Source organism: Ruegeria sp. BG10 (genome assembly GCF_056538575.1).
Genome location: NZ_JBQFTI010000006.1, coordinates 107,139 through 119,979, shown reverse-complemented (window position 1 = coordinate 119,979; position 12,841 = coordinate 107,139). Strand labels below are relative to the sequence as shown.

Here is a 12,841-nt window from a genome sequence, read left to right as displayed (position 1 = left end):
TGCGGTATCAGGATTTCTGATATGTCACGCTCTGCATCTGTCCCCGTTGAAGACAGAGCCGGGGCGCTTTGGCGCCCCGGCAATTGGATCAGACCTTAACGCGTTCGGATTTCGGATCATACATCGGCTTCAGCGACGCCTCGGCCCGGACCTTCACGCCGCACACGTCGATCTCGTAAGTCGAACCCAGCACATCGGCGGGTTTTTCTCCGGCGCAGGGCACGTAACCCATGCCAATCGCGCCGCCCAGCGTGTGCCCGTAATTGCCTGAGCTCAGGTAGCCCACATATTCGCCGTCGCGCACAATGGGTTCATTGTGGAACAGCAGCGGTTCCGGATCGGTCAGCCGGAACTGGACCAGGCGCGACTTTGGCCCGCTCTCTTTCCGCGCGATCACCGCCTCGCGTCCGATGAAATCGCAACCCTTGTCGGTCTTGACCGCAAAGCCAAGGCCCGCGTCAACGACGTGATCCTCGCAGGTGATGTCGTGGCCGAAATGGCGGAAACCCTTTTCGATTCGGCAACTGTCCATCATGTGCATGCCGCAGAGCTTGAGCCCCATGTCCTGACCCGCCGCATGCAGCGTTTCGAACACGTGTCCGGCCATTTCCGAGGAGACATAGACCTCCCAGCCCAGTTCGCCCACATAAGTCACGCGATGGGCGCGGGCGAGGCCCATGCCGATCTCGATCTGTTGCGCGGTGCCGAACGGGTTAGAGGCGTTCGAGAAATCCGCCGGAGAGACCTTTTCCAGCAGCGCGCGCGCATTCGGGCCCATCACGGCCAGCACGCCTTCGCCCGCGGTCACGTCGGTGATAACGACGCGGAAATCACCCACATGGCGCTGCATCCAGGTCTGATCGGCCAGCCGAGTGGCGGCGGGGGTGACGACCAGATAGGCGGTTTCGGATAGGCGGGTGACGGTCACGTCCGCCTCGATCCCACCCGCGCGATTGAGGAACTGGGTATAGACGATCTTGCCCTCCGGCACCGAATAATCGCCGCCGCCGATATAGTTCATGAACGCTTCGGCATCGGGGCCTTCAACCCGGATCTTGCCGAAGGACGACATGTCATACATGCCGACATTCTCGCGCACGGCGCGGTGTTCAGCAGCCGAGTTCTCGAACCAGTTCTGGCGTTTCCAGCTATACTGGTATTCGCGCTCCTGCCCTTCGTTGGCGAACCAGTTGGCGCGCTCCCACCCGGCCAGTTCACCCATGACCGCGCCCTGTTCCAGCAGGTGGTGGTGGAACGGCGTCCGGCGCACACCGCGCGCGGTGGCCTTCTGACGATAAGGGTAGTGGTCGGCATAGAGTAGGCCCAGCGTCTCTTTGGACCGTTCGAAGAGGTACTGCTTGTTGCCCTGAAAAGGCTGCATCCGGCTGATGTCCACATCGCCCAGATCGAAGGGCTTCTCGCCCGTGTCCATCCACTCGGCCAGCGCCATGCCCGCGCCACCTGCCGACTGGATTCCGATCGAGTTGAACCCCGCCGCGACCCAGACATTGTCCATCTCAGGCGCCAGACCCAGATGGTAGGCATCGTCGGGGGTGAAGGATTCAGGCCCGTTGAAGAAGGTGTGGATACCGGCTTCGGCCAGCATCGGCATCCGGTTCACCGCCGCCTCGAGGATCGGCTCGAAATGGTCGAAATCTTCGGGCAACTGGTCGAACTCGAAACTGTCCGGGATGCCATTCATCGCCCAAGGCTTGGCGTTCGGCTCAAATGCCCCCAACAGGATTTTACCCGCGTCTTCCTTGTAGTAGGCGCATTCGTCCGGCACGCGCAGCACCGGCAGTTGGGTCAGCCCGTCAATGCCTTCGGTGACGATGTAGAAGTGCTCACAGGCGTGCAGCGGCACGTTCACACCGGCCATCCGGCCGACCTCGTGCCCCCACATGCCGGCACAGTTGACGACCATGTCGCATTCAATATGGCCTGAAGCACTGCCGTCATCGGCAACCCAGTCCACGCCGGTCACCTTCCGGCCCTGTTTGACGATGTCGGTAACTTTCACCCGTTCCTTGGCGATACCACCGCGCTGTCGGGCACCCTTGGCCAGCGCCAGTGCGATATTTGCCGGATCACCCTGCCCGTCGAGCGGCAGATAAACGGCGCCCTTGACGCCGTCGACGTTCAGGTGCGGATACAGCTCGTGCACCCGCTCATTGGAAATCTCTTCCACCTCGACCCCAAAGGCGCGCGCCATCGCGGCCTGGCGATAGATCTCTTCCCTGCGTTCGTCGGTCAGGGCCACGGTGATCGAGCCGCAGCGCTTGAACCCGGTGGCTACGCCTGTTTCTTCTTCAAGCGAGCCATAAAGTTCCTGACTGTATTTCGCCAGCTTGGTCATGTTCGCCGTCGCACGCAGCTGCGCAATCAGGCCCGCCGCGTGCCAAGTGGTGCCGCTGGTCAGTTGCTTGCGCTCCAGCAGCACGACATCTTTCCAACCCTTCTTGGTCAGGTGATAGGCGACCGAGCATCCGATGACGCCGCCGCCGATGATGACCACTCGGGCCTTGCTGGGAAGATCAACCATCCTGAAATCTCCGCTGTGTCAGGTTTTGCGCCAAATTGCCACGGAAGATCGACAACAAATGCGCCAAAAACGTCAGGGCATCCGCAAAAATCACCGATGTGAAGACGCCCGCTTTTCCCGCCTCAGAACAAAGGGCGTGACGCCGAAGAAACTTTTGTAGACCGAGGAAAACCCGTTGGGAAAACCGCAGGCCAGACCGATTTCGCGGACGCTCATTGTGGTGTTCAGCAACAGGTTGTTGGCTTTGGCCAGCCGCATCTCGCGATAGAACCCGTTGGGTGTGGTTCCGAAGAACGTCTTGAACTTACGCTCCAGAGACCGGTTCGACAGATGCAGGGCCTCGACGATCTGGTGAATCGGCAGCGGGTCTTCGATATTGGCCTGCATCAGCTTGATGCACTGGTCCAGCTTGGCATCCCCCGTCGCCGTCAGCTGTGCGCCGGAAAACGGCTGCATCGAGGAGAAGTCGCGGATGTTTTCGTGCAGCATGATATCGGCGACCGTCATCTTGGCCGGGCCCGAGACATGACGCCCGATCACCGACAGCGCCACATCGGTCGTTGCCTCCATCCCCGCGCAGGTCACCACCGCCCCCTGCTGTGTTGCAATCGACAGCTTGGCCTCGAACCGTGCGCCGCGTTCGCGCAGGAAAGACGCGTTTTCCCAATGAGTTGCCATATCGGCCGTGCCATGTTCGTCGATGTAACGGCTGGCCGCCTCGGCCAGCAGAAAGACTTGCGCGCCCCGAAATGTATAGTCGGACACCACCCGGCCCAGCGACAGGTCGGGGTGATCGGGGTCAGAATTGCCGATCACGAACAGATAGTCGGCGCGCGGGTTGCGTGAAACAGGCTCGGTCTGAATCAACGCGTCGCTGCTGCTGTTGACCGGGCCGCCTTTGAGCGACCGGTAGGTGTAGGTAAAGGGCGGATGCGGGCAAACCCGGTTGGTCAGACGCAACACTTCGACCAGCGACGCCAGTTCCAGCAATACGTAGCCGGGCGCGACAACGATATCGAAGTGAACTTGCGCCTTGTCTGAAGGGGTTTCCAGGTTTCGCCCTTTGTGCATACCCATCCCCTCAGACGATCCGGTGACCGGCCGTGCGCAGCCGGTTGGCCAGTGCTTCGATGTGATCCGGTCCGACCTCGCAGCATCCGCCGACAATCGTTGCCCCTTGCGCGACCCAGGCCATCGCATGATCGGCATAGACCTCTGGCCCCATATCCTGACGCTGCTGCAACGCGTCGACGGTTGGCGCGTCTTCGAGAAACCCGTGCGAGATTTCGGTAAATCCGTTGGCATAGGCCCCGAAAGGCCGCCCAAGCGTCGCTATGATTTGCAGCGCGGGTTCGACGGCCTCGGGGCGGGTGCAATTGATCAGAACGGCCTCGGGTGTGAAGCGATCGACCACCAGCGCGATATCGGACAAAGGCTCGCCCGAGCGCAGGCGGGTGCCATCGTCATCCATCACAGACAGCGCCAGCCATATGGGTTTGTCCTCTGTAGCCGTTCCCCGGAGTGCGCCTTCGGCCTCCTGCACCGAAGACACGGTTTCAATCAGAAACAGGTCGATCCGGTCCGCCATCAGGCGCGCGAGTTCGGCAAACTTCCCGGCCGCTTCCTCCACATCCGGGTTCAGGTCGGGGCGGTATGTCGCCAGCAACGGGCCAAGCGCCCCCGCGATCCGGCCGCCGGAAGCCAGACGCGCCCGTTCCGCCTGCGACAGGGCCGCATCGACCAGATCGGCAAGCCGGTCCTCCATGCCCACACGCTCAAGCCGCGAGCGGTGCACGGCATAGGTGTTCGTTGTCGCAATGGTCGCGCCGCGGCGGAAATATTCGTCATGCACGTCGCCCACCAGTTCCGGGTGGTCGATCATCACCTGAGTCGACCACAGTGGGGTCGGCTTCTTGCCGCTGCGCCTGACCAGTTCCTGCCCGACGGAGCCATCCAGAAGTATAATATCTGCCATGTTCCAGCCTCCTCAGGGTATCAGCACGAGTTTCCCCGGAAATGCCTTCGATTGAAAATCCTCCTGCGCGGTCGCAATGTCCCTCAACGCGTAGGATTTCGAGATCAGCGGCCTGATCCAGCCCGCATTCATCAACTCGACCAGCCGTCCGAACACGTCAAGGCTCTGATGGGTGCAGCCGTGGATGGTGATGTCACGCAGGTAGATGTCGCGCAGGTCGGCCTGAACGATTGGGCCGGCAATCGCGCCCGAGACGGCATAGTAGCCGCCAGGTTTCAGCGCCAGGATCAGCCCCGGCCAAGCGGGGCCGCCCACAACATCGATCACCACATCGAACATATCGGCCGGCAACGGGGCGTTGCGGTCAAAGGTGGCGGTCGCACCCTGCCCAATCACCACATCGGATTTGGCCGGGCTGGTTACCCCCCAGACCGTCGCGCCGCGCAGGTTCGCCAGTTGCACGGCGGCAAGCCCGACACCCCCGGACGCGCCCGTGACAAGAACCTTTTGGCCAGATGTCACACCTGCGCGGGTCAGCAGGTTTTCAGCGGTGCCGAAGGCGCAGGGGATGGCGGCGATTTCCACATCCGACAGGGGCGAGGACGACACATCGTAAAGATCATCAGCCTCGACCAGACAGTACTGGGCAAACGCCCCGTCCAGTTCCGAACCCAGCGCGACGAAGCCGGACGGGTTTCCCGGCCGCGGGCGCGGCAGGTTGATCGGGCATGTCACGCGCTGTCCCGGCCGAAACCCGGTTCGGGGTCCGGCGGATTCCACAATGCCGCACAGATCACCGCCCTGAATGCGTGGAAATTTCAGTGCGCCGCCCCAGCCACCGGCGTCGACATCCTGATCGACATCACCCGTCGCACCGGTCACATCCGAAGAATACCAGCCGACGCGCGTGTTGATGTCGGTGTTGTTGACCCCCGCCGCCGCCACGCGAACCAGAACCTGTCCCGGCCCTGGTTCTGGCACCGGAATATCCTCGCGCCACTCCAGCACCTCCGGCCCGCCGTGGCCGGTCAGGTAAACGCCAGACATGGTTGCAGGAACAGCCATTTACGCCCCTTTAATTCTGATCATCCGGACGGGCTGGAACCGGCCCCATCGGCACAATGTCATAACGGGCGTTCAGCTCGGCCATCTTCGCCTCATTCGCGAAGTCTGCCTCATCCATCGTTGCCAGTTCGGCAAGAAAACCGTCAAACCCCGAGGGCTGAAAGATCATCAACATTCTGGCGGGTGCGCCTTCGGCCACACGACAGGCGTGGGGTACACCGGGCGGCACATGCATTGTCGTACCCGTCGTGCAGCGATGCCAATCGCCATCGACATAGAAATCCACCGCGCCTTCGAGAAAATAGAAGGTCTCGGCATGGCTATCGTGGCGATGAAGGCCAAGTGCAAAGCTGGCCTTCAGATTGTCTTCCATGAGCGTGTATGCGCCGGCGGTGTCCTGACCGGAAACCTTCACAAAGGTATGGTCGTTTTCCCAGTCATAGTTGGGACCCTCACCGGGCCCCAATTTGGCGTATCGTTTGCTCATGGCAGTCTCCGTGAGAAGTTAAGCGCGCAACCGCTCGTTCTCGGGATCCCAGAGCGGCTGATCCTGCTCTACCACAGCGCGGCACTTTTGGCCGTAGATTTCCACTTCAAGCTCAGTGCCGGGGTTGGCAAGTTCGGCCTTGATCATGCCCAGCGCGATGGATTTCCCGACGCGGTAGCCCCACGCGCCCGAGGTGGTTTCACCCACGATCTCGCCATTCTGCCAGATGCAGGACATATAGGGCGCGTCGCAGTCACCAGCCTCCACCGTCATGGTGACAAAAGCCTTTTTCACGCCCTGCTGCTTTTCATTTAGAATTGCAGCCTTGCCGGGGAAGTCCTGCTGCTTGTCCAATTTGACGAACCGCTCCAGCCCGCCTTCCAGTAGCGAGTAGTCGGTCGACAGGTCGCCCTTCCAGGCGCGATAGCCTTTCTCGATGCGCAGTGAATTCAGCGCATACATCCCAAACGGTGTTGCCCCGGCGTCGATGATCGCGTCATAAATCGCAGGCATATGTTCGTTCAGGGCATGAACCTCCCATCCCAGTTCTCCAGCGAAGGAAACGCGGATCAGAAAGGCGGGCTGGCCCGCAACGGTGGCGGACTGGTGAGTCAGCCACCCGGCGGTCAGATCGGCATCGGTCAGTCCCGACAGGATCTCACGCGATTTCGGACCGGTGACGATCAGCGTGTCGCGCGTGGTGGTCACATCCTCGACCGAAACACCGGCGGGCATCGCGTTCACCAGAATGTCGCGGTCATGCCATTGCGCGGTTGCGGCGGTGATCATGATGAATTCATCCTCGCCCAGACGGATGCAGGACATTTCCGTCAGGATGCGGCCACGGTCGTCTGAGACATAGATCAGGTTCATCCGGCCAACTTTCGGCAAACCGCCGGTCGCAAGGCCGCGCAGCGCCTCTGCCGCGCCTTCGCCCTTGACGATAAAGCGCGAGAAGCCCGGCAGATCGAGTACACCGCAATGGTCGCGCACGGCCTCGCATTCCTCCTGGATACGCTGTTCCCACGGGCCGGAACGCCCCCAGGTATGGGTCGCCTCAAGCGAGGTGTCATCACCCGGCTTGGCGAACCAGTTGGCGCGCTCCCATCCGTTGTAAGCACCCATCACACCGCCCTGCGCTTTGACCTTTTCATGGACAGGCGACAGCTTCTTATCGCGTGCGGCGGGCCATTCATGGTGCGGGAAGTGCATGGCGTATTCGTTGCCGTACACTTCCATGCCCTTCTGATTGCAGTAATCCTGATCGGTGTAATCGGTATAGCGGCGGGGATCGACGGCCCACATATCCCACTCGGTCGCGCCATCGACGATCCATTCAGCCAGCACTTTGCCAGCCCCGCCACCCTGCGCGATGCCGAAAGTGAAGGTGTGCGCCTCGAATGCGTTTTTCACACCGGGCATCGGGCCAATCAGCGGCAGACCATCCGGCGCATAGGGGATCGGACCGTTGATCACCCGGCCCACGCCCGAGGTTGCCATCAGCGGCACCCGCTCCATCGCGTCGGTGACGATATCCTCGATCCGGTCCAGATCGTCGTTCCACAGCTGGAAGCTGAAATCCTCGGGCATCGGGTCGTCCTCGGTCATCCAGTGGCCCTTGCAGTTGGGCTCATACGGGCCGAGGTTGAAGCCATTCTTCTCCTGCCGCAGGTAATAGGAGACATCAACGTCGCGCAGCAGCGGCAGCTTGCCGCCGTGTTCCTTGGACCATGCCTCGATCTCGGGGATTTCGTCGGTCAGCAGGTATTGATGGCTCATCACCATCGCAGGCACGGTGCGGCCACCAAAGGGCTTGAACCATTCCCCGACGCGCTGGGCATAATACCCGGCGGCATTCACCACATAGTCACAGGCGATGTCGCCTTTTTCAGTATGCACGGTCCAGGTGCCGTCGTCGTGCTGGGTCACACCGGTGGCCGGGGTAAAGCGCAGGATCTTCTGCCCCAGATCGCGCGCGCCCTTGGCCAGCGCCTGCGTCAGCTGTGCCGGGTCGATATCGCCGTCGGTGGGATCGTAAAGCACCCCTTCCAGATCGTGGGTTTCCAGAAACGGATAACGTTCCCTGGCTTCTTCCGGGGTCCACATCTCCATCGGGATGCCCTGATAGCGGCCCATGGAACAGGCGCGCTCGAACTCCTGCATTCGTTCTTTGTTATGCGCCAGCCGGATCGAACCCGAGACATGGTAGTTCATCGGGTAATCGACCTCATCCCCCAGCCGTGCATAGAGCTCGGTCGAATAGCGCTGCATGTTCATGATCGCCCAGGAGGTCGAGAAAGTCGGCACGTTGCCCGCTGCGTGCCATGTCGAACCGGCGGTCAGTTCGTTCTTTTCCAGCAGGATGCAATCGGTCCAGCCCTTCTTGGCAAGGTGGTACAGCGAAGAGGCCCCCACCACGCCGCCACCGATGATAACCACGCGGGCTTTTGTCGGAAAATCGCTCATCTGTCTTGATCCCTGTTACTGTGCCCGTTGGGGCAGGTCGTCCGTGATGTCATAGTAATCGCCCTTGTCCGCCACAAAGATGTGCCGGCTTAGGCGCAGCCCCGTGGGCGCATCCAGCGCGCCCATGGAAATCGAAATCGTGTCCTCGTCCTTATGCTGCCAGAACAGAAACGAGCCGCATGCGCCGCAAAACCCACGGCGGGCGATATCCGAGGCGCGATACCAGTTCAGCGTGTCACTGGCCGCAAAGCTCAGGTTGTCCTTATGGGTCGAAGTCGACGCCCAGACATGGCCCGATTGCCTGCGGCACTGGCCGCAATGGCAGGCCGAAGGCGCAGACAACTCCCCGTCAATGCTGAACGCGACGCCGCCACACAGGCAGGAACCGGTATGCATGTGATTACCCCCTTGCTGCGGGCGCGGTGCTGGTGCCCAGCGCCACGCCGTAGATGATGAAACAGGCCGCCATCACGCGGCGCACCCAGATGTTGAAAACAGCGCCCAGCGCGGCCCGGCCCATCAGTGCGCCCAACAGGGTGAACCCGGTATAGCTGAGCGTTGTGATGATCAGCGCGGTGGGTATGATCACCCCCATCTGCTGCCAGATCGGCACATCGGGCTGCACGAATTGCGAAAAGGCCGCGAGGTATCCGGCGACGCTTTTTGGATTGATCGTCGCCACCGCCAGCGCATGCAGATAGACATGCCGCGCAGGACGCTCGGACGCCGGTGCGGGTTTTGCGGCATTCATCCAGCCACGGATACCCAACCAGATCAGGAACCCGGCCCCCATCAGCTTGGCGATGAAGAACCCGGTTGGCGAGGCGGCGATCAGCGCCGTCACACCCAATGCCGACAGGACCAGAAACGCGCCGGCTTGCGTCAGGATCGCCAGCACCCCCAACATCGCCCTGGGAAACGGCAGGCTCATTCCATTCGAGATGCAGTTGACTGCATTCGGGCCCGGCGTGGTCACGAAGACCACCCAGAACAGCGCGAATATGGTCCAGCCCTCGAAACTCATCAATACACCGGCGGGGCAATCACCCAGATGGCTACGGCGGGCTCATCATAAGGGTTTGCCCATTGATAGGGTTCATGCTTGATGCGGAAACTGTCCCCCGGTCCGACCGAGAACCTGCGCCCGCCGATGGTCAGGTCCAGCCGGCCGGAGACCACATACCCGACCTCCTGCGTCGGACGATCCGCCGGGGTCTGCATTTTCGATCGCGGCTCGAAGGTCGAATGCACCATCTCGAAATCATCGGTCAGGTCCGGCGATAGCAGTTCCTCGATCAAGCCTTCCTCGCCCGACCCCATTGGTCGGCGCGAGCCTGCGCGCACCACATAGCCCTGCTCATCCGCCGGAGCGGCAGAATGCGCAAACAGCATCGACATCGGCACGCCCAGACATTCGGCGATCTGGCGCAGATCGGAAATCGAGGGATCGGACATATCCCGCTCGACCTGGCTGAGCCATCCGACAGACCGGTCCAGCCGCGCGGCAATTTCGGTCAGCGTCAGCCCACGGGCTTTGCGCAGGGCGCGGATGTCCGCTCCGAGGGTCGCACTGTGCGGGGCTTGGCTGTTCACTGGCCGCTCCGGGGTTGTCGTGAAATTATTCGTAACTTTTTCACGATGGCCTGAGTCGGTGAAATTTCCAAGCGTTTTTTCACTTGGGTGCACACCGTTGTTCGGTTAGCGTCAGGCATGTGGATCGCAGTGATTTATCTGTGGGCCGTCAACGGCCTGACTTTATTCGCAATCGGCAGCGACAAGCTGAAGGCGAGGCGCCGCAGGCGCCGTATCCCCGAGCGGCGCCTGTTGTGGCTGGCAGTGCTGGGCGGCAGCCCGGCCGCGATACTGGGTCGCTGGATATTCAATCATAAAACACGCAAGCGCGGCTTTTCCCTGTACCTGATCATGATTTTCGCAAGCCAGACCCTGCTGATCCACTTGCTGATGTCAGAGGTCCTGCCCGGAACAGGGTGACATTATTGAACCCGGCTGCGGTTGATACCCTTTGAAAACCTCGGCGTTACGGTCTTATGCTCCGCTCACGCCATAGATTTTAAACAGAGTCGCAAAGGGTTGGATAAAAATGGACAGTGGAATCGGTTTCTTTGACATCGTCTGGTCAATCTTCTGGTTGTTCCTGATGGTGGCGTGGTTCTGGGTGATGATATCGGTTGTCGCCGATGTCTTTCGCTCCAAGGATCTGAGCGGCGGCGGCAAGGCGCTGTGGATCGCCTTTGTTATCCTGATCCCGTGGATGGGCGTTCTGGCGTATCTGATTGTGCGCGGCGACAAGATGCACCAGCACAATGTCGACACGATGAACCAGATCGAAGAGGCGCAGAAGGATTATATCCGCTCGGTCGCCTCAGTGTCGTCGGTGGACGAGCTGGAACGCCTGGCCGCGCTGAAGGAAAAAGGTGTGCTGACGGACGACGAATTCGAAGCGCAAAAGTCGAAAGTACTCAAAGGCTGAGGGCATCGTCAGCGACTGGCCGGTGGTCTTCCCCGGCCAGTGTTATTTGGCAAATACGCTGGTCAGAATCGCGTCGATCGACGCCGCGTCCTGTGCGGTGAACGCATCGGGCCGGTCACTGTCGATATCAAAAACCGCAATGACCTCGCCTTTGGCGTTTCGCACCGGCAAAACCAGTTCCGACCGCGTCGAAGAAGCACAGGCGATATGGCCCGGAAACGCATCGACATCCGGCACAAGTTGCACATCGCCTGTCCGAGCCGCCGCGCCGCAGACGCCCCGCCCAAAAGGAATGACCAGACAGCCGTGACCGCCCTGATAGGGCCCGATCTTCAGCACGCCTGGCTCGGTCACGCGATAGAATCCGGTCCAGTCGAACCGGGCATCGGAATGATGTACCTCGCAGGTCACCGTCGCCATCAGGGCGACCTCGTCGGTTTCACCTTCGGTCAGGGCTGCGATGGTCTTGGCAAGCGTGTCGTAATCGGCGGTCATGGTCGGGATCTCCGGCAATTGTCAGCCCCGGCAGTATTGAGAAATCGACGGGTCGTCAAACACGTTCCAGCGCAATTGCCGTGCCCTCGCCGCCTCCGATACAGATGGCCGCCACGCCGCGTTTGAGGTTTCTCTTTTCCAGCGCGTTGAGCAGGGTCACCATGATCCGCGCCCCCGATGCACCAATCGGATGACCCAGCGCACAGGCGCCGCCATTCACGTTTACCACGTCGCGCGACAGCCCCATCTCATGCATGAAGGCCATCGGCACAACGGCAAAAGCCTCGTTCACTTCCCACAGGTCCACTTCCTCTTTGGCCCAGCCAATGCCCGCCAGCAGCTTTTGTGCCGCCGGAACCGGGGCGGTCGTGAACAGGCCGGGGGCCTGCGCGTGGCTGGCATGACCCACGATCCGGGCACGCACGGTCAGGCCCCGGGCCTCGGCAGCCTCGGCAGACGCCAGAACCAGCGCCGCGGCCCCGTCAGAGATCGACGAGGAATTGGCCGCCGTCACCGTGCCATCCTTGCGAAACGCCGGCTTCAGCGTCGGTATCTTTTCAGGCCGCGCCGATTGCGGCTGTTCGTCGGCGGCCAGAGTCACCTCGCCCTTGCGGGTCCGGGTTACGACCGGAGTGATTTCGTCAGCGAATGCACCACTCTCCTGTGCCGCTAATGCATTGGACAGGGACTGTAATGCATACTCGTCCTGCGCCTCGCGCGTGAACTGATAGGCTTCGGCGCAATCCTCGGCAAAGGTGCCCATCAGCCGGCCTTTGTCATAGGCGTCCTCAAGCCCGTCCAGAAACATGTGATCGACCACCTGCCCGTGCCCGATACGCGCACCCCCGCGCATTTTCGGCAGAAGATACGGCGCGTTCGTCATGCTTTCCATGCCGCCCGCGATCATCGTATTCGCGTGGCCCAGCGCGATCTGGTCATAGGCCATCATCGCCGCCTTCATCCCCGAACCGCACATCTTATTAAGCGTCGTCGCGGGCACCTCTTCGCCCAGGCCCGCGGCGAATCCGGCCTGACGCGCCGGTGCCTGGCCCTGCCCGGCGGGCAGGACACAGCCCATCAGCACCTCATCGACCGTGTCGGTGCCTGCGCCTTGCAGCGCAGCGCGGATGGCGGACCCGCCCAGTTCAACCGCGCCGACACCGTCGAACATCCCCTGAAATCCTCCCATCGGGGTGCGTGCGGCCCCGGCGATCACGACGTGCTTCATTCGGATGCTCCTTTTGCTTTCCAGGTTGATGGATACCGAATGGTAAGAATTGCCGTCTAGCGTATTTCTACCAGCGATTTTCAGTAAAAAGG

Annotated in this window: 13 protein-coding genes; 2 read left to right on the top strand and 11 right to left on the bottom strand. The window is 61.3% G+C overall.

What is annotated here, in order from left to right; all coding sequences use genetic code 11:
• Positions 1–88: 88 nt before the first annotated feature.
• The 9 genes from ACR0D8_RS19160 to ACR0D8_RS19120 form a co-directional block, all read right to left on the bottom strand.
• The gene (locus ACR0D8_RS19160; RefSeq protein ID WP_480648930.1) at positions 89–2,542 is read right to left on the bottom strand and encodes a GcvT family protein; all 2,454 of its coding nucleotides are present in this window, start codon (positions 2,540–2,542) and stop codon (positions 89–91) included.
• Positions 2,543–2,632: 90 nt separating this feature from the next.
• Positions 2,633–3,613 carry a GlxA family transcriptional regulator gene (locus tag ACR0D8_RS19155; protein WP_480648928.1) on the bottom strand — a complete coding sequence of 327 codons (981 nt, stop codon included), beginning with the start codon at positions 3,611–3,613 and terminating at the stop codon, positions 2,633–2,635.
• 10 nt (positions 3,614–3,623) lie between these two features.
• A complete protein-coding gene (locus ACR0D8_RS19150; protein WP_480648926.1) occupies positions 3,624–4,517 on the bottom strand; it encodes a homocysteine S-methyltransferase family protein in 894 nt (297 codons plus the stop codon).
• 12 nt (positions 4,518–4,529) lie between these two features.
• Positions 4,530–5,582 carry an alcohol dehydrogenase catalytic domain-containing protein gene (locus tag ACR0D8_RS19145; RefSeq protein WP_480648924.1) on the bottom strand — a complete coding sequence of 351 codons (1,053 nt, stop codon included), beginning with the start codon at positions 5,580–5,582 and terminating at the stop codon, positions 4,530–4,532.
• A gap of 10 nt (positions 5,583–5,592) precedes the next feature.
• Positions 5,593–6,069 (bottom strand): cupin domain-containing protein, encoded by a 477-nt coding sequence (locus ACR0D8_RS19140; protein ID WP_480648922.1) that lies wholly within the window; start codon positions 6,067–6,069, stop codon positions 5,593–5,595.
• Positions 6,070–6,087: 18 nt separating this feature from the next.
• A complete protein-coding gene (locus ACR0D8_RS19135) occupies positions 6,088–8,535 on the bottom strand; it encodes a GcvT family protein (RefSeq protein ID WP_480648920.1) in 2,448 nt (815 codons plus the stop codon).
• Between the two features lie 15 nt (positions 8,536–8,550).
• Positions 8,551–8,931 carry a GFA family protein gene (locus ACR0D8_RS19130; protein ID WP_480648918.1) on the bottom strand — a complete coding sequence of 127 codons (381 nt, stop codon included), beginning with the start codon at positions 8,929–8,931 and terminating at the stop codon, positions 8,551–8,553.
• A gap of 4 nt (positions 8,932–8,935) precedes the next feature.
• The gene (locus ACR0D8_RS19125; protein ID WP_480648916.1) at positions 8,936–9,559 is read right to left on the bottom strand and encodes a LysE family translocator; all 624 of its coding nucleotides are present in this window, start codon (positions 9,557–9,559) and stop codon (positions 8,936–8,938) included.
• Positions 9,559–10,128, bottom strand: coding sequence for a helix-turn-helix domain-containing protein (locus ACR0D8_RS19120; protein WP_480648914.1), 570 nt, complete (start codon positions 10,126–10,128; stop codon positions 9,559–9,561). Before ACR0D8_RS19120 ends, ACR0D8_RS19125 begins: the two co-directional genes overlap by 1 nt.
• Before the next feature lie 117 nt (positions 10,129–10,245).
• Here ACR0D8_RS19120 and ACR0D8_RS19115 point away from each other — a divergent pair, with 117 nt between their 5' ends.
• Both ACR0D8_RS19115 and ACR0D8_RS19110 read left to right on the top strand, forming a co-directional pair.
• Positions 10,246–10,527: a DUF1294 domain-containing protein gene (locus ACR0D8_RS19115; RefSeq protein ID WP_480648912.1), complete on the top strand. Its 282-nt coding sequence runs from the start codon at positions 10,246–10,248 to the stop codon at positions 10,525–10,527.
• 109 nt (positions 10,528–10,636) lie between these two features.
• Complete coding sequence (locus tag ACR0D8_RS19110; RefSeq protein ID WP_480648910.1) at positions 10,637–11,026, top strand: SHOCT domain-containing protein; 390 nt, start codon at positions 10,637–10,639, stop codon at positions 11,024–11,026.
• Positions 11,027–11,068: 42 nt separating this feature from the next.
• Here ACR0D8_RS19110 and ACR0D8_RS19105 read toward each other — a convergent pair whose 3' ends face one another.
• Entirely contained in the window at positions 11,069–11,521 is a 453-nt protein-coding gene (locus ACR0D8_RS19105) for a GAF domain-containing protein (RefSeq protein WP_480648909.1), read from the bottom strand.
• A 55-nt stretch (positions 11,522–11,576) separates the two neighbouring features.
• Positions 11,577–12,749, bottom strand: a complete 1,173-nt coding sequence (locus tag ACR0D8_RS19100; protein WP_480648908.1) for a thiolase family protein — start codon at positions 12,747–12,749, stop codon at positions 11,577–11,579.
• Positions 12,750–12,841 lie beyond the last annotated feature (92 nt).